17 protein-coding genes are annotated in these 17325 nt (G+C 60.6%); 11 read left to right on the forward strand and 6 right to left on the reverse strand.

Translation table 11 applies throughout. The annotated features are described in order from the left end of the window. Positions 1-361 precede the first annotated feature (361 nt). From OKC29_RS10245 to ilvN, 6 genes are all read left to right on the forward strand, one after another. A complete protein-coding gene (locus OKC29_RS10245) occupies positions 362-985 on the forward strand; it encodes a TetR/AcrR family transcriptional regulator (RefSeq protein ID WP_011704823.1) in 624 nt (207 codons plus the stop codon). Between the two features lie 126 nt (positions 986-1111). Further along, positions 1112-1612, forward strand: a complete 501-nt coding sequence (locus tag OKC29_RS10250; protein ID WP_073348970.1) for a phosphatase PAP2 family protein — start codon at positions 1112-1114, stop codon at positions 1610-1612. Then, a complete protein-coding gene (locus tag OKC29_RS10255; protein WP_073348972.1) occupies positions 1612-2721 on the forward strand; it encodes an MJ1255/VC2487 family glycosyltransferase in 1110 nt (369 codons plus the stop codon). The genes OKC29_RS10250 and OKC29_RS10255 overlap by 1 nt, the downstream gene beginning before the upstream one ends. 36 nt (positions 2722-2757) lie before the next feature. Further along, positions 2758-2910: a hypothetical protein gene (locus OKC29_RS10260; RefSeq protein ID WP_011704826.1), complete on the forward strand. Its 153-nt coding sequence runs from the start codon at positions 2758-2760 to the stop codon at positions 2908-2910. Between the two features lie 389 nt (positions 2911-3299). Further along, complete coding sequence (locus OKC29_RS10265; RefSeq protein ID WP_011704827.1) at positions 3300-5018, forward strand: acetolactate synthase 3 large subunit; 1719 nt, start codon at positions 3300-3302, stop codon at positions 5016-5018. Next, positions 5018-5512, forward strand: a complete 495-nt coding sequence (gene ilvN, locus OKC29_RS10270) for an acetolactate synthase small subunit (protein WP_011704829.1) — start codon at positions 5018-5020, stop codon at positions 5510-5512. Before OKC29_RS10265 ends, ilvN begins: the two co-directional genes overlap by 1 nt. A 393-nt stretch (positions 5513-5905) precedes the next feature. Here the strand turns inward: ilvN and pta are convergent, their stop codons facing one another. Further along, positions 5906-8077, reverse strand: a complete 2172-nt coding sequence (gene pta, locus OKC29_RS10275; protein ID WP_017410280.1) for a phosphate acetyltransferase — start codon at positions 8075-8077, stop codon at positions 5906-5908. A gap of 51 nt (positions 8078-8128) precedes the next feature. Further along, positions 8129-9331: an acetate kinase gene (locus OKC29_RS10280; RefSeq protein WP_011704831.1), complete on the reverse strand. Its 1203-nt coding sequence runs from the start codon at positions 9329-9331 to the stop codon at positions 8129-8131. Between the two features lie 301 nt (positions 9332-9632). Here OKC29_RS10280 and yfbV point away from each other — a divergent pair, with 301 nt between their 5' ends. After that, on the forward strand, positions 9633-10073 hold the full coding sequence (gene yfbV / locus OKC29_RS10285; protein ID WP_011704832.1) for a terminus macrodomain insulation protein YfbV: 441 nt from the start codon (positions 9633-9635) through the stop codon (positions 10071-10073). Between the two features lie 55 nt (positions 10074-10128). Here the strand turns inward: yfbV and OKC29_RS10290 are convergent, their stop codons facing one another. The 3 genes from OKC29_RS10290 to OKC29_RS10300 all read right to left on the reverse strand — a co-directional run bounded on the left by OKC29_RS10290 (position 10129) and on the right by OKC29_RS10300 (position 12062). Next, the gene (locus tag OKC29_RS10290) at positions 10129-10629 is read right to left on the reverse strand and encodes a YfbU family protein (protein ID WP_010634968.1); all 501 of its coding nucleotides are present in this window, start codon (positions 10627-10629) and stop codon (positions 10129-10131) included. A gap of 413 nt (positions 10630-11042) precedes the next feature. Further along, positions 11043-11507, reverse strand: a complete 465-nt coding sequence (gene bcp, locus OKC29_RS10295) for a thioredoxin-dependent thiol peroxidase (RefSeq protein WP_073348974.1) — start codon at positions 11505-11507, stop codon at positions 11043-11045. Between the two features lie 21 nt (positions 11508-11528). Next, positions 11529-12062: a glycine cleavage system protein R gene (locus OKC29_RS10300; protein WP_029301733.1), complete on the reverse strand. Its 534-nt coding sequence runs from the start codon at positions 12060-12062 to the stop codon at positions 11529-11531. 283 nt (positions 12063-12345) lie between these two features. Between OKC29_RS10300 and dapA the strand changes: the two genes are divergently transcribed. The 3 genes from dapA (at position 12346) to OKC29_RS10315 (ending at position 15519) form a co-directional block, all read left to right on the forward strand. After that, positions 12346-13233: a 4-hydroxy-tetrahydrodipicolinate synthase gene (gene dapA, locus OKC29_RS10305; protein ID WP_011704836.1), complete on the forward strand. Its 888-nt coding sequence runs from the start codon at positions 12346-12348 to the stop codon at positions 13231-13233. Then, complete coding sequence (gene bamC / locus OKC29_RS10310; RefSeq protein WP_073348976.1) at positions 13226-14350, forward strand: outer membrane protein assembly factor BamC; 1125 nt, start codon at positions 13226-13228, stop codon at positions 14348-14350. The genes dapA and bamC overlap by 8 nt, the downstream gene beginning before the upstream one ends. A 65-nt stretch (positions 14351-14415) precedes the next feature. Further along, positions 14416-15519 carry a phosphoribosylaminoimidazolesuccinocarboxamide synthase gene (locus OKC29_RS10315; RefSeq protein ID WP_024944314.1) on the forward strand — a complete coding sequence of 368 codons (1104 nt, stop codon included), beginning with the start codon at positions 14416-14418 and terminating at the stop codon, positions 15517-15519. Positions 15520-15661: 142 nt separating this feature from the next. On the opposite strand, the gene OKC29_RS10320 is transcribed toward OKC29_RS10315, so the two are convergent. Beyond that, positions 15662-16264, reverse strand: a complete 603-nt coding sequence (locus OKC29_RS10320; protein WP_029301730.1) for a short chain dehydrogenase — start codon at positions 16262-16264, stop codon at positions 15662-15664. Between the two features lie 98 nt (positions 16265-16362). Here OKC29_RS10320 and OKC29_RS10325 point away from each other — a divergent pair, with 98 nt between their 5' ends. Further along, positions 16363-17262: a LysR family transcriptional regulator gene (locus OKC29_RS10325; RefSeq protein ID WP_073348978.1), complete on the forward strand. Its 900-nt coding sequence runs from the start codon at positions 16363-16365 to the stop codon at positions 17260-17262. Positions 17263-17325: the final 63 nt, after the last annotated feature.

The raw sequence follows: 17325 nt of genomic DNA on the forward strand, positions 1-17325 counted from the left end.
ATAAAAAAACCCGTGCAGGGTGCACGGGTTTTTGTAAATTCCGGCTATGCCTGAGCCCGGCTACAAGGATCCCGCGCGACTGGTCGCGATTAGGGAGATTAGTAGTAGCGGAGCGGCAATACGCATGATGAATCAATCCTTCCAGTCGATAACGCTTTTACCAATATCGAGATTTTTATGCTGTGTCAACCGCGCAGACCCGGTTCATTTCGCTGGTTTATTTAATCGGATTGTAAAGGAGTGCAAATTTACTTGTCCCATATTCGGCCCTTGCACGATTATCTGGTCATTCCTGCTGTACTCGATCATCTGTGCAATCAGATCGACTTGTCAGTTTTTGCTGAATTATCCGAGGTATTAAATGGAAAAACGTAGACCTGGTCGTCCGGTCGGACGTTCTGACATTCGTGACAAGTTGCTCTCTGCCGCCCGTGAGCGTTTTCTCAACACCCCCTACAGCAAGGTGACGACCCGTGAGATCGCCGAGCTGGCCGGCTCCAATCTGGCGATGATCCACTACTACTTCGGCAGCAAAGAGGGTCTCTACAAGGCGGTGCTGGGCGATGTGGCCGAGCCGCTGGACCAAGCCTGGCACGATGAGGCCGGCAACCGCAGCCTCAACGACCTGCTCAACACCTACTATCAGGTGATGGCACCCAACAGCGAGCTGACCTCCGCCATCTCCAGCGCATTATCGACCGAGAAAAGCCCAGGTCGGGATTTTGTGCTGAACCGTCTGCTGGAACGCCAGCTGCCCCAGTTCGATGCCTTGCTGGAGTCCATGAAGAACAACGGCGAACTGGGTGACAACCTGGATCCCGAGATGCTGAAGATCTCCTTCCTCAGCATGATGTGGCAGCCGTTCGTGATGAAGGATCTCTACGAGCAGGTGTTCGGCCTGACCGTGGATGAACACTTCATGGCCCGCCTGGCGGATCACAACTGCCGTCTGATGGAAAACGGTCTGCGCGGCACCCTGAACTGATCATTTGCCACCTAAGACAGCAAAAAGGGCCATTCGGCCCTTTTTTCATAAATCTGTTATCCCACGTTCAACCAAGTGTCACCCCGTCGCCCTAGTCTGCCCTAAGACTTCAGGGAAGGAGGGGTTATGAACAAGATCCAGCAATGGGACCTGCAGGTGTGCCGTATCTGCCTGCTGCACGCCTATAACCGGCAGCAAGCCAGGGTGAGTCGCCTTGTCTCCCGCACCGGTGACGGCCCGCTCTACGCCGTGCTGGCGGCCCTGCTCTGGTGGCAGGGGGAGGCCGAGCGCGAGCTGGTGAAGCTGGCGCTGCTCGCCTTCGCCTTCGAGCTGCCGCTCTACCTGCTGCTGAAGAACCTGCTCAAGCGCCAGCGCCCGGTGGGGCTGCCGGTCTTCATCACCCCTTCCGATCGCTACAGCCTGCCCTCCGGCCACACCGCCGCCGCCTTCCTGATGGCAACCGTGCTGGCCGCAAGCTTCCCGCTCTGGGCCCCCTTGCTGTTTGTCTGGGCCGCGCTGGTGGGGGCGTCCCGTCTGCTGCTCGGGGTGCACTATCTGAGCGATCTGGTGGCCGGCGCCCTGCTCGGCGGTGGCTGCGCCCTGCTGGCGCTCGGCTGGGGCCAATGATGAGGATCCTGTTCGGGGTACAGGGCACCGGCAACGGTCACATCAGCCGCAGTCGTACCCTGGCGCGGGCGCTGCGAGCCCGTGGTCTGGAGGTGGACTATCTGTTCAGCGGCCGCCCCGCGGAAAGTTACTTCGAGATGGCCGAATTCGGCGATTATCGTGCCTTTCCCGGTATCACCTTCGTCAGCCACGAGGGGGCCATTTCGGGCTGGCGAACCCTCAAGGGGCTCTCGCCGCTGCGTTTCTGGCGTGACATGCGGGCGCTCGATTGCCGCGACTACGACCTCGTCATCAGTGATTTCGAGCCGATCAGTGCCCACGCCGCCCGTCGCTGGGGCAAGCCGAGTCTCACCATCAGCCACCAGGCGAGTTTCGACTGGCCCATTCCACGCTGGGGGGAGAGCGGCTTCAACCGTCAGCTGATGCGCCACTTCGCGCCGGTGCGCCAGGCGCTTGGGTTGCACTGGTTCCACTTCGGCCAGCCCTTGCTGCCACCCATCATAGACGCCATTCCGTCTGCGCCCGACAATCAGCAGATCCTGGTCTACCTGCCGTTTGAGCAGACCGAGGCGATCGCAGCGCTGCTGTCGCGCTTCAACCAGCAGCGCTTCGTCTGCTTTCATCCGGCCATTCGCAGCGCCAGTCAGTGGCGCAACATAGCGTTTGAGCCGCAGGCGAGGGAGGGGTTCAAGCAGATGCTGGCCGGCTGTCGCGGGGTCATCACCAACGGTGGCTTCGAGCTCGCCTCGGAGGCGCTCTCCCTTGGCAAGAAGCTGCTGGTCAAGCCGCTGGGGGGTCAGTTCGAGCAGCTGACCAACAGCAAGACCCTGGAGCTGATGGGGCTGGCCCGTCTGATGGATGCGCTCGATGCCAACGCGGTGCGGGCCTGGCTGGATGCTGCCGCCCCTGGCCAGATTATCTACCCCGATGTGGCCAGCGAGCTGGCAGGCTGGCTGGCGGACGGAGCGCAGGAGAGCGTGCCGGCGCTCTCCCGCCGGCTGTGGGCTCGTACCTTGTTCCCGGAAGAGGTGTGCGATCGGCTGAGCGAACTGGAGGGGGGCAGCCCGCTAAACAGCAGTTGGTTATCGCAAGTGAGCGCCTTTGACTAGACTGAGAGGGATCCCACCAAGGAGAGGACGGACACCATGCGCTTTACCAATGAAAACGGCGACACCATGAATCTGGCGGACAATCTCACCCTGCACGAACTGCTGGACATGGGGGTCAGTATCTCGGTCTGCGAGGAGACGGATCCGGATCAGCAGATCTGGCTGGCGGAGCCCGAAGAGGATCACTGATCCCCTGCCAGGCTTGCGGGCCCACCCTGGCGGTGGGCTTATTTTTTTCCATTCAGGGCCGCCGTGGCAGCATGATCCGCTGGTCATTCCCCCAACTTCCCCGCATTGTCCCCACCCTTTTTCTCAAGTCACTGAATGTTAATAGCTGTTTGAAATTTATGACTGTTCTGGTCAGACAAAGCCGTGGACAAGCGTTCACAAGCGGGTTAAGTTGGTTTTTCACCCGCTTTTTGGGTGAATGATGGAAAAAACCTATTTTTCTACTATCGACAGCGCCGAACTCGCCGGGTCCGTATTCAGACAACAACAATGCACGGACCGGCGGTGCCGGGAAGCAGCGGACTGCCGATAGCTTTCGCTTAACGGAGCAAAGCCTGGAGGGCTTTATCATGGAGATGTTATCAGGCGCCCAGATGGTGGTTAGAGCGCTGGAAGATCAGGGAGTTGAGCACGTTTTCGGCTACCCTGGTGGCTCAGTGCTCGACATCTATGACGCTCTCTTTGAAAACGGCAAGATGGAGCATGTCCTGGTGCGGCACGAACAGGCCGCGGTGCACATGGCGGACGGTTACGCCCGCTCCACCGGCAAGGTGGGCACTGTGCTGGTGACCTCGGGTCCCGGCGCCACCAACTGCATTACGGGGATCGCGACCGCCTACATGGACTCCATCCCCCTGGTGATCCTGTCCGGCCAGGTGCCGACCAGCATGATCGGGGAGGATGCATTCCAGGAGACCGACATGATCGGCATCTCCCGCCCGGTGGTGAAGCACAGCTTCCTGTGCAAGAAGGCCAGCGACATTCCCGATGCCATCAAGAAGGCCTACTACATTGCTGCCAGCGGCCGCCCGGGGCCGGTGGTGGTGGATCTGCCCAAAGACGTGCAGAACCCGAAAGAGAAGTTTCCCTATCAGTATCCCGAGACGGTTTCCTTGCGCTCCTACAATCCGACCAAGTCGGGCCACAAGGGGCAGATCAAGCGGGCCGCCAAGCTGCTGGTGGAGGCCGAGCGCCCGGTGATGTACGTCGGCGGCGGCGCCATCAATGCCAATGCGGATCACCTGGTGACCAAGCTGGCGGAGCTGTTGAACCTGCCGGTGACTACCACCCTGATGGGGTTGGGGGCTTTCTCCGGCACCCATCCGCAATTCATCGGCATGCTGGGGATGCACGGCACCTTCGAAGCGAACAAGACCATGCACAACGCGGATCTGATCTTCGCCGTGGGTGCCCGCTTCGATGACCGCGTGACCAACAACGTGGCCAAGTTCTGCCCCAATGCCACCATAGTCCACATCGACATCGATCCCACCTCCATCTCCAAGACGGTGCAGGCCCACGTGCCCATCGTCGGTTCGGTGGAAACCGTGCTCGAGCAGATGCTGGAAGTGATCCGCGAGTGTGGTTTCGACAACGACAAGCAGGTACTGGCGGACTGGTGGAGCCAGATCGGCCAGTGGCGCTCGCGCAACTGCCTGGCCTACGAGACCCACCCCACCCTGATCAAGCCGCAGCAGGTGATCGAGACCCTCTACAAGGTGACCAAGGGGGAGGCGTTCGTGGCCTCCGACGTGGGCCAGCACCAGATGTTTGCCGCGCTCTACTACCCGTTTGCCAAGCCACGCCAGTGGATCAACTCAGGGGGCCTGGGCACCATGGGGTTCGGCATTCCGGCCGCCATGGGCGCCCAGTTTGCCAACCCGGATGCGGTGGTCTGCTGCGTGACCGGCGACGGTTCGGTGCAGATGAACATTCAGGAGCTCTCCACCTGCATGCAGTACGGGGTGCCCATCAAGATCATCTCCATCAACAACCGGGCGCTGGGCATGGTCAAGCAGTGGCAGAAGATGTTCTACGGTGGTCGCCACAGCCACTCCTACATGGAGTCGCTGCCGGACTTCGTCAAACTGGCGGAAGCCTACGGCCACGTCGGCATCGCGGTGAGCGATCCGGCCGAGCTGGAGAGCGCCATGGAGAAGGCCTTCGCCATGAAGGATCGGCTGGTGTTCATGGACATCTCGGTCGACCCAGATGAGCACGTTTATCCGATGCAGATAAAGTTCGGTGCCATGGACGAGATGTGGTTGAGCAAGACGGAGAGAACCTGATGAGACATATAATTTCCGTTCTGCTGGAGAACGAATCCGGCGCCCTGAGCCGGGTGGTGGGCCTTTTCTCCCAGCGCGGCTACAACATCGAGACCCTGACGGTGGCCCCCACCGAGGATCCCACCCTGTCGCGCATGACCATCGTCACCATGGGTGACGAGCGGGTGCTGGAGCAGATCCAGAAGCAGTTGCACAAGCTGGTGGACGTGCTCAAGGTATGCGACTTGAGCGAGGGTGAGCACATCGAGCGGGAGATCGCGCTGGTCAAGGCGCGCGCCGCCGGTGGTGGTCGTGACGAGCTGAAACGGCTGGCGGATATCTTCCGCGGTCAGATCGTCGACGTCACCCCCGAGCTCTACACGGTGCAGCTGGTGGGTACCAGCGACAAGCTGGACGCCTTCATCAAGACGGCCGCCCAGACCAACGAGATCATCGAAGTGGTGCGCTCCGGTGTCTGCGGTATCTCCCGTGCCGACAAGGCGCTGCGCCCCTGAGTAGGTGGCTGGCGGGTTTGTTGTCCAAAGGGGCTCTTCGGAGCCCCTTTTTCATGGACGCAAGGCGTGGCCGAGTCTGTCATTTTCTTTCAAATGATCGGTAAACTATCCACAAAAGCTGTGGAAAAGTCTGTAGATTAGCGGTGGGTCTGACGTTAGTGTGCTGATCTTAAAGAAGTATTTGGATCTGATCTCGGCTGGGGCGCAATTGTGCAATCGACTCTGGCGGGTGTGAGCGTTTGCTTATCCCGCCGCCCTTGCCGGGCTGGCCTCTGAACGAGAATGCGGGATCCGAACTGGATCCTGATTTGATCTCGCGGATCAACATCTGCCCGTCAGCCATAAAAAAACCCGCCTTGCGGCGGGTTTTTCAACAGGGATAAGCTCGGACGATTACTCGGCCTGGGCTGCCTGGATACCGGTCAGGGCGATGGTGTAGACGATGTCGTCCACCAGGGCGCCACGGGACAGGTCGTTGACCGGCTTGCGCATGCCTTGCAGCATCGGGCCGATGGAGACCAGATCCGCGGAGCGCTGTACCGCCTTGTAGGTGGTGTTGCCGGTGTTCAGGTCCGGGAACACGAACACGGTGGCTTTACCTGCAACCGGTGAGTTCGGGGCCTTGGACTTGGCCACGTTCTCCATGATGGCCGCATCGTACTGCAGCGGGCCGTCGATGATGAGGTCGGGGCGCTTGGCCTTGGCCAGCTCGGTGGCTTCACGCACTTTCTCTACATCGGCGCCGGCGCCGGAAGTGCCGGTGGAGTAGGAGATCATGGCGACGCGTGGCTCGATGCCGAAGGCGGCAGCGGAGTCGGCGGACTGGATGGCGATCTCGGCCAGCTGCTCGGCAGTGGGATCCGGGTTGATCGCGCAGTCACCGTAGACCAGTACCTGGTCCGGCAGCAGCATGAAGAAGATGGAGGAGATCAGGGAAGAGCCCGGAGCGGTCTTGATGATCTGCATCGGCGGACGGATGGTGTTGGCAGTGGTGTGCACCGCGCCGGATACCAGGCCGTCAACTTCATTGCGCTCCAGCATCATGGTACCCAGTACCACGTTGTCTTCCAGCTGCTCGCGGGCAACCACTTCGGTCATGCCCTTGTTCTTGCGCAGCTCGACCAGACGGGCCACATAGCGCTCGCGCACGGCAACCGGATCGATGATCTCGACGCGGTCGGTCAGTACCACGCCCTGCTGTTCGGCAACGCGACGGATTTCTTCCGGGTTGCCCAGCAGGACCGGACGGGCGATGCCACGCTCGGCACAGATGGCGGCAGCCTTGATGGTCCGCGGCTCTTCCCCTTCCGGCAGCACGACACGCTTGTTGGCCTGACGGGCCAGTTCGGTCAGCTGGTAGCGGAAAGCCGGCGGGCTCAGACGACGGGAGCGGGTGGACTTGGCGGAGAGAGACTCGATCCAGTGCTTGTCGATGTGGCCGGCCACATAGTCCTGCACCAGCTCGATCCGTTCGCGGTCATCTTCCGGAATGTCGACGTTGAAGTTCTGCAGGCTGACGGCAGTCTGCCAGGTGTTGGTGCCGGTGATCATGATCGGCAGACCGGTGGCCATGGCCTGTTGGCACAGCGCCATCACCTGTGGTTCCGGGTGGTAGTTGCCGGTCAGCAGCAGGGCACCCAGCTTGACGCCGTTCATGGCGGACAGGCAGGCGGAGACGATGACGTCGGAGCGGTCGCCGGAAGTCACCAGCAGGCTGCCCGGACGGAAGTGCTCGATCATGTTGTGGATGGAGCGGGCACAGAAGGTCACAGTCTGCAGGCGACGGCTGTCCAGCTCACCTTTGTGCAGGATCTTGGCGGCCAGGTGCTTGGCGAGGTCCTTGGCGCGCGGGGCGATCAGCTGGGTATTCCAGGGGATGCAGCCGAGGATGCGCAGCGGGCTCTTGCCGAATACCTGCAGCACTTCCAGGTTATGGGCGGCATCGGAGGTGTGGTGGTGGGCCTCGAACATCTCGGTCAGGTCGGGGCGGGTCACGCCATGCTCGTCAACCGGAGCGCCAACCTTGTTGATGACGCAACCAACGATACGGGGGTTGTTGACGCCACCGAAGTTGGAGCAGGCCAGCTCGATACGCTCTTTCAGCTTCTGGCTGGAGTCGTTGCCCGGATGGGTCACGAACACCATGTCGGCGTCCAGCGCCTTGGCGACGTCGTAGTTCAGCTTATTGGCAAACGGCTGCTTGTCGGTCGGCACCATGCCTTCGATGACCAGCACTTCGGCACCGCTGGCCTTCACGTGCTCTTCGAAGCGGGCCACGATCTCTTCCAGCAGGATGTCGGTGTTGCTGGAGGTGATCATGTTCTCGGCGTAGGAGAGGGCGAACGGCTCGGGCGGGTTGATGTTGGCAGCGGCGCGGATCACGGCGGTGGAGCGCTCGGTACCGGTTTCACCCGGACGCGGCTGGGCGACCGGTTTGAAGAAGCTGACATTGACACCGTGACGTTCCATGGCGCGAACAACGCCAAGGCTCACGGAGGTTACGCCGACACCAGTGCCGACCGGGATAAGCATAATAGTGCGTGCCACTTTATACCCCTTGTTCATTTTTGGGATCAGGAAAAGGCCGCCCTTGGGCGGCCTTGCTCTACAGCGAAATTATGCGCCAACCAGTTCCAGCGCGTCGTGGGCGATGACCCACTCTTCATTGGTCGGGATAACCAGGGCTTTGGTGGAACCAGCCTTGGTGATCTCGCCACCCTTGCCGAAACGAGCCTTCAGGTTGGCGTCGTGATCGACGTCGAAGCCCAGCAGACCCAGCTTGTTCAGGGTGATTTCACGGATCGGGGCGGAGTTTTCACCGATACCACCGGTGAAGACCACGGCGTCCAGACGACCGTCCATGGCGGCGGCGTAGGCGCCGATGTACTTGGCCAGGCGATAGCAGTAAACGTCCATGGCACGCTTGGCTTCTTCTTTGCTGTCGTAGTTGTCTTCAACGAAACGGCAGTCGGAAGTCACTTCGGTCAGACCCTGCAGGCCGGACTCTTTGGTCAGCATGGTGTTGATGTCGGCCACGCTCATGCCCAGTTTGTCGTGCAGGAAGAAGATGATGGCCGGATCGATATCACCGGAACGGGTACCCATCACCAGGCCTTCCAGCGGGGTCAGGCCCATGGAGGTGTCGACGGATTTGCCGTTCTTGATGGCGCAGACGGAACCGCCGTTGCCCAGGTGGCAGTTGATGATGTTCAGCTCTTCCACCGGCTTGTTCAGCTGCTTGGCGGCTTCCAGGCTGATGTAGTAGTGGCTGGTGCCGTGGGCGCCGTAGCGACGGATGCCGTTCTCTTTGTAGAGCTTGTACGGCAGGGCGTACAGGAAGGCTTCTTCCGGCATGCTCTGGTGGAACGCGGTGTCGAACACGGCAACGTTCTTCTCGGCCAGCGCCGGGAACACGCGACGGGCTTCACGGATACCGATCAGGTGAGCCGGGTTGTGCAGCGGCGCGTACGGTACGGCGGCTTCGATGCCGGCGATGACGTCGTCGCAGATGCGCACGGAGGAGGTGAAGCGCTCACCGCCGTGTACCACACGGTGGCCGATGGCGATCAGGTTCTTGGACAGCTCCGGGTTGAGCGGCAGGATCTTGTTGACGATGTAGTCCAGCGCTTCCTGGTGAGCGGCACCGGCGCCCAGATCGGCACTGCCTTTCTCACCGTTCAGTTTCCACTTGATGCGGGCGTCGTCGAGGTTGAAGCACTCGGCCAGGCCGGACAGCAGGTCATCACCGGTGGTTGCGTCAATGACAGCAAACTTCAGGGACGAGCTGCCACAGTTAAGAACAAGAACCAGCTTACTCATGAATAAATCCTATCGCAGATTGGGTTGTGTAGGAGGATGCGTTGGACGAGCCGTGTCCAAAAACTTTCAACTTATCCTTATAGGGTTGGCAATCTGTTGCTTGCCCCTTGTATAGTGATACAAGACCCGAAATCCAGACGTCCCTGACAGCGTAACGGCAGGCCGTTGGCGCAAAAATTGGGCGTACAAAGGATAACCCGATTGTTGAAAAATAACAAAGTCATCCTCAACCTTTGTTATTGCGCATCAAATATTGTCGTGGTTTTGCCGTTAATACGTTCAAAAAGAGCTCGGAGGTAGCATGAGCATGAACATTTTTGGAACTAAGTTACAGCAAGGCCGTCATTATATGACCCTTTGGCCCCGCCGTCCCGAGCTTAATTCCATGTTCCCGGAGAATCGGGTGATCAAGGCCACCGAGTTCGCCCTCAAGGTCATCCCGGCGCTGGCGGTGCTCAGCGTCATGCTGCAGTTCCAGTTCGGTGAGCTGCACTACTGGCCTTCCGTCATGACCTCGGTGCTGTTTCTGCTCAGCCTGCCGCTGCAGGGCTACTACTGGCTCGGCCAGCGCGCCGATACCAGGTTGCCGCCCTCCCTTGCCAGCTGGTATCGCGAGATCAACGGCAAGATGAACGAGCAGGGCGGTCGTCGCCAACTGGTGGCTCAGCCCAGATACGAAGAGCTGGCCGATACCCTCAACGCCGCCTTCAAGCAGCTGGACAAATCCTTCCTCTACGAGTGAGGCCTGTGGCCCATGACTCGGACCAAGGCGCCTCGCGGCGCCTTTTTCATGCCTATCAGGCTGCCAGGACCTTGCGGATCTCCTGGATGGAGAGCTTGTACTGACGCGGGCACTGGCGCCAGACCGCCAGCATGCGCTGGTACTTGTCGCGCATGGCGATGTCGCTGGAGAGTTCGTCGCACGGGCACTTGAGCTCGGGGAAGCGCTTGTCCACTTCCAGCAGGAAGCAGACGTAGTCGGCCAGCTCCCGCTCCTGGCTGCGGCTGTAGCCGTTGAACTCCAGCCGGCTGGCATTGATTTCGCCCTGATCGGCCGCTTCCAAGTTGCCCCAGGAGATGGCCAGCGCGTGGTGCAGTTCCAGGGTGTCGATCACCTCCTGGCAGGTGGCCAGATCCAGATGGCCGAAACTCTTCTCCAGTTCGAGGATCTGCAGGCAGTAGCCGCGCTCGATGATGGTGCTGGCCCGTTGGTAAAACGCCGCCTTCTCCGGATTGAGTTTGGCCAGAATCTCGTACTGGTTGCTCAGGATCAGACGTTCGGTGTGGCTCATGTTCATGGGCTTTTCTCACTGGAAAATGAAACTGGGGCCACGTTAACCCATATATAAGATGAATTTTTTGATCTGGCAGGGGAGGTTGGCGAGATAGCGGGGCGGGAAATCAACGTCGGCCCCGGCTGGTTAATTAAATGTAACGGCTGGCGGCTTGCTTTCTGGCTCGCTGGCGCAACAATAAGGGCGTCATTTGGCCTGTGCCGAAAGACCCGTCACCAAGGCATCCCATCGTGGATGCAAGCCGGCGCCTTCATGACAAATGAGAACGTCGCCGCCAGTCACTTGCCTGGCAGGCGATCCGAAGGACCGGGCATCGAGCCTCCTGCCCGCAACGCGAGGCAGGCAACGACATACGAATAAAAAAAGGGCCTGCACTTGCAGGCCCTTTCCATATCGGCAGTACCGGTATCTGGGGTTCAGCCCTTGAGCAGGTCGAGCACCACCTGATGGTGATCGCTGGTCTTGAACTTGTCGAAGCGATGGCTAATCTTGCCCTCTTCGTCGATGAGGAAGCTCAGCCGGTGGATACCGTCATACTCCTTGCCCATGAACTTCTTCGGGCCCCAGACGCCAAACGCATCGGCCACCGCATGATCTTCATCGGCCAGCAGGCGGAAGTTCAGGCTGTCGCGCTCCTCGAATTTTTTCAGCCGCTTGGCCGGATCCGGGCTGATGCCGAGCACCACCACATTGAGGGCGGCCAGCTCGGTGTTGACGTCGCGCAGGCCGCAGGCCTGGGTGGTGCAGCCCGGGGTCATCGCCTTGGGATAGAAGTAGACGAGCACTTTCTTGCCGCGCAGGTCGGCAAAGCGTACCTGGTTGCCGTCCTGGTCGGACAGGGAAAAATCGGGGGCCAGGCTGCCAGCGGATAAAGGTTGCATGGGATCTCCTTGGATGAGCCGTCAGGCGTGTTTGTGATTGACGAGGAATTCGAACGATTCTGCGCCCAGTTCACGACAGAATCCGGCGAAGGCTGTCTGCGAGCCGGCCGCTTCTCCCTGCTTGGCCAGATTGAGCTGAAAGCTGGCCTTGAGCAGGTTGAACGGCTGCTGTTCCAGGGTGATGGTCTGCATGGCCTGGATGTCCCAGCCGTGATCGCTGAAGAACTGGGTGCACTGGCTTACGATGCCCGGCTGGTCCCGGATCAGGATCTCGGCGTTGGCGCTGATGTCGTATTGCAGCGACTGGTGGCGTTCGGTGCGCTTCATCATGGTGATGAGGTCCCACTCCTGGCTGCGCAGGGGCAGGCTAATCTCGAGTTGCATCAGGCTGTTCCAGTCACCGGACAGCAGCATGATGAAGGTGAATTCATTGCCGAAGATGCCAAGACGGCTGTCGACAATGTTGCAGCCACACCCACTGACGTGGCGGGTGACCTCATTGACGATGCCAGGCCTGTCCGTGCCGATGGCCGTTACGACCAGGTAATGAGTCATAAATCTTCTCTCGTCCATTAGCGGGTTGCGAATGTGGATGCAGTGGCATAGCCCGAACGGGCTGGCCATGGGCCACTGCCAGCGATCCTGCATGGCAACCTTGTTGAGAATCTCGTTGCAACGAGCACGGTATCGGGGTGTCACGACCAAAGTCCGGCGTGTTCCACCGCGGCTCGCGCAGTGCGGTTTTTGCCGGATGGTAACACGGCTTGCCCCTGGCCTCCCTTGTTTTTCCAAGGGGGCAGCTTTACCATAACGCCCCTGAAAATCGGGAGAAATATCCATGTTGCGCGGTAGTATTGTTGCCCTCGTTACCCCCATGCTGGCTTCAGGTGAAGTCGATTGGGCCAGTCTGGCCACTCTGGTCGACTATCATGTCAGCGCCGGGACCAGCGCCATCGTGGCGGTCGGGACCACGGGGGAATCGGTGACCCTGAGCGAACAGGAGCACATCGCCGTCGTGGAGAAAACCGTGGCGTTGGCCGCCGGACGCATTCCGGTCATCGCCGGCTGCGGCTCCAACAATACCGCCCATGCCATCGACCTGGCCAAGCGCTTCGCCGAAACCGGCGTGGTGGCGGGTCTCTCGGTCACCCCCTATTACAACAAACCCACCCAGGAAGGCCTCTATCGTCACTATTGTGCGATCGCCGAGGCTAGTGGTCTGCCCCAAATTCTTTATAATGTGCCCGGTCGTACCGGTTGCGATCTCAAACCGGAGACGGTAGCCCGACTGGCCAAGGTGCCCGGTATCATAGGCCTGAAAGAGGCAACCGGGGATCTGAGCCGTACGCCGCTGCTGCGCGAGCTGTGCGGCGCACAATTCGCGCTTTATAGTGGCGATGATGCCAGTGGATGTGATTTCATGCTGCAAGGCGGGGACGGAGTCATTTCGGTCACCACCAATATTGCAGCGGCCCAGATGGCCGACATGTGTCGTGCTGCGCTGGCCGGTGATGCCGGACGAGCGCACGACATCAACAATCGATTGATGCCGTTGCATCAGACTCTGTTCTGCGAACCGAGTCCTATCCCGGTGAAGTGGGCCTGTGCCCAGCTGGGATTGATTGCGACGGCCACCTTGCGTCTGCCGCTCACCGACCTCACCCCCGAGGGCGAACAGGCGATGGCGCGAGCACTGACGACTGCGGAGTTGATGGCGAGTGTTTAAAGCAAATGGAAAGGGAAATGCAGTGCGCCTGGTGCTGAGTGTGGCGACCGTTGCCGTGCTGGCAGCCTGTAGCTCACCCCAGGAACGCAAGATGGCCAACCGTGGTTTCGAGTACGAGGATGCCCGCCTTGAAGGCCGTGCGTTTCTGGTGCCGGCCGGGTTGAATACCCCCACCTTTAACAGCAGTTTCGACATTCCGGCCCTGCCCGAAAGCAGCCGTGACGGTGCGCTGGGTGCCAAGGTTGACGTGCGTCCACCCGCCCAGCTGCTGACCGTGGTACCGGGCAGCCAGGTGGTGGCCAATGCTGGCGAACCTACCATGGCCTTCTACGCCCTCAGCACCTCCCAGAGTGTGGAGCGCGATACCTGGGCCTTCCTGATGAACTTCCTCGCCCAGTACAAGGTCACCACCGAGAAGCTGGACCAGCAGGCTGGCGTGCTGCAGACCGGCTGGTTTGACAACACCAAGGCGCTCGACGGCTGGAGTGAAGAGGACGATGACTTCGTCATTCGCCAGCGCTACCAGTTCACCCTGCGCAACGATCCTCAGCGCCACGCCGTCAACATGTCGGTACGGGTGCTGGATCATGAAGAGACCGTCGATGGCGAGACCAGCAAGGAGCTGACCCCGGCGGATGCCCAGCGCTACGCGACCCGGGCCCTCAACCAGTTCTCGCTCTACTACGACAAGCAGCTCAAGTCCCGCGAACAGCACAAGGCCAACGACGGCATGGGGCTGGAACTGGGTCTGGACAACAACGAGCTGAGCGCCTGGATCGTCGATGGTTCGTTTGATCAGGTGTGGCGCCGTCTCAATCAGGTGCTGCCGGCCTACGGTTTCACCATCAAGGATACCCAGCAGTCGCTGGGCTGGATCGACGTGGAGTACGACGAGCCGGGCAGCGAATTCTGGAAGGCCAAGGGCAGCGAGCCGTTCAAGCTGGACGAAGACAAGTATCGCTTCCAGCTTGGCGAGATGGCGGGGGGCAAGACCTCCATCACCCTGTTTGACAAGGACAAGAAGCCCGTGTCGTCCGGTGTCATCTCCCAGATGTACATCAGTCTGTCCGAGGCATTCGCCAAGGGTCTGGCTGACCAAGCTGCAAAAACAGAATAGAAACAGGGGCCTTGTGCCCCTGTTTTGTTATGTAAACCCCCCACAAACAGGAAGTGTTACTTACCATGAGTCTTGCAGATCAAGTATTGGCGGTGAACGACGATTTGCCGATCCGTACCGATAAACCCGTCCATTCCGGCAAGGTGCGCAGCGTCTACTGGCTGACCGCCGCAGACAGTGCCCGCCTCATCCGCGAGAAGGGTTACGACGTGCCGGCAGATGCGCCGCTCGCCATCATGGTGATCAGTGACCGGATCTCGGCCTTCGACTGCATCTGGCAGGGCGTGGACGGGCTCAACGGCGTGCCGGGCAAAGGGGCTGCGCTCAACGCCATCTCCAGCCACTGGTTCAAGCTGTTCAAGGAGAAGGGGCTGGCCGACAGCCATATCCTGGACATCCCCCATCCCTTCGTCTGGATCGTGCAAAAAGCCCGCCCCGTGATGATCGAGGCGATTGCCCGCCAGTACATCACCGGCTCCATGTGGCGTGCCTACAAGGATGGCGAGCGTGAGTTCTGCGGCATCACCCTGCCGGAAGGGCTGAAGAAGGATCAGAAGCTGCCCGAGATCCTCATCACCCCCTCCACCAAGGGTGTGCTGACCGGGCTGGACGGCGTGCCGGAAGCCGACGACGTCAACGTCTCCCGTGCCGACATCGAACGCCACTACCGGGGCTTCAACTTCAGCAAGCCGGCCGACATCGACCGCTACGAAGTGCTGCTCAAGGAAGGCTTCAACGTCATCAGTGACGCGCTGGCCGAGCTGGATCAGATCTTCGTCGACACCAAGTTCGAGTTTGGCTACGTCAATGATGCCGCCGGCAATGAGAAGCTGATCTACATGGATGAAGTGGGTACCCCCGACAGCTCCCGCATCTGGGATGGCGCCGCCCTGCGCGACGGCCAGATCGTCGAGAAGTCGAAAGAGGGCTTCCGCCAGTGGCTGCTCAATCACTTTCCGGATCCGGACATCCTGCTCAACAAGCACCGCATGCCTGAGCGCTTCGCCCTGGCCCGCGACAACAAGTTGCCGACCGAAGTGATGATGGACATCTCCAACACCTATGTGGGGATTGCCGAGAAGATCATCGGTCAGCCGCTGGTACGCAGCGCCAATCCGAAGCAGGAGATCATCGAAGTGCTGCGCGCGCAGTACGGGCTGATCGACTGAGGCACACCGCCTTTTTTGTTGCCGTAAAAACAAACGTTTGCCATCAGCCAACTGCAAGTCGGCATGCTGGCTGCTATGGAACGGGCCCCATCACGGGGCCCGTTTTTGTTGCCGTGCCGGCTGGGTGGCAGCAGGGCGGCAATCAGCCGTTGACCCTGAACACCTGGCCGGTCTGCACCCCCAGCACCGACTTCTGGTAGGCCTGCGCCACCCTGGCGGCGGGCACGGGGACGAAGCCCGGGAAGAAGCTGGCGTATTTATCCATCGACTCCGTCAGCACGGTCGGACTCACCACATTGATGCGCAGACCCCGCGGCAGCTCGCAGGCCGCCGCCTTGACGAAGTGATCGATGGCGCCGTTGATGGTGGTCGCGCTCGCCCCCCAGTTGATGGGCTCCTCGCTCAGGATGCCGCTGATCAGGGTGATGGAGCCCTTGTCGTTCAGGTGGGGGATGGCGGCCCGGGTCAGGTTGATCTGGCCCATCAGCTTGCTCTCCAGTCCCACCTGCCACTGCTCGTCGGTCATCTCGGTGAGGGCGTTGAAGGCCACGCTGCCACTGGCCACCACCAGCGCATCGAACTGGCCCAGCTTGGCGAACAGCGCCTTGATGGAGGCGGGATCGCGCATGTCGACCGTGGCGTCCCCCTGGCTGTGACCGACCCGGATCACCTGGTGGTCTTTGGCAAGCAACTCGCTGACGGCGGAGCCGACGGTGCCGGAGGCACCCACAATCACAATCTTCATCTGTTTCACTCCTGGTTGGGATGTGTTGATTTTAGCGCGATGAAAAGGGAGAAAAAGCGCGTAAAATAAACGCATTGTTTCCATATTGGAGCTAATTAATGGATATCTCCCACCTGGCCAGCTTTTACGAGGTGGTGCAAAAGGGCAGTTTCTCGGCCGCGGCCGACAGCCTGGGGGTGAGCAAGGGGATGCTGAGCCGTCACGTCAGCGCACTGGAATCGACTCTCAATGCCCAGTTGCTGCAGCGTACCACTCGCCGACTCAGCCTCACCGAGGCGGGCCGGACCCTCTATCAGCAGGCCGGCGAGATCTTCGCGCTGGCGCGCCAGGCGGAGCAGGATATCCAGGCCCTGACCGAGGAGGATGGCGGCCGGCTGCGCTTCACCTGCCCGGTCAGTACCGGCGATCGCATGGTGAACGATCTGCTGGCCCGCTTTGCCGAGCTCTGCCCCGGCGTTCAGGTCGAACTGAACTTCACCAACGCCATGATCGACATGAGCCAGGGGGAGCACGACATCGCCCTGCGCGCCATGAGCAGCATTCCCGACAACCTGGTGGCCCTGCCGCTCGGCAGGCTCAAGGATGTGGTGGTGGCAAGCCCCGCCCTGCTGGCGCGGGAGGGGATCCCCGTCACCCCTTATGAGCTGGGAGGACGGTCCTGTCTGCTACAGGGCCATAACCCGGCCTGGGAGCAGTGGTACTTTCGCAAGGGGGAGGAGGAGGCGCACATCCTGGTGCAGGGCAAGGTGCGGGCCAACCACTACAGTACCTTGCTGCAGCTGGCTCGGGCCGGCATGGGGTACGCCAAGTGCCCGCTGATGCTGGTGGAACCCTGGCTGGCGCAGGGGGAGCTGGTCACCGTGCTGGCGGAGTGGCAGACCGGGTTGCACCCGCTGCACGTCCTGCACGCCCAGCAGCGGCGGGTACCGCGCAAGATCCGGCTGTTCAAGCAGGTGCTGGCCCAGTGGTTTGCCGAGCGCCCCCACTACCTGCTCTGAGTCGCCGTTATTTTTCTGTCATCTTCGGCTGCTAGCCTGCGCCCATCAACGCGAACAGGAAGA

Origin of the sequence: Aeromonas sp. QDB34, assembly GCF_027705405.1 — a bacterium.
Classification (GTDB): Bacteria; Pseudomonadota; Gammaproteobacteria; order Enterobacterales; family Aeromonadaceae; genus Aeromonas; species Aeromonas hydrophila.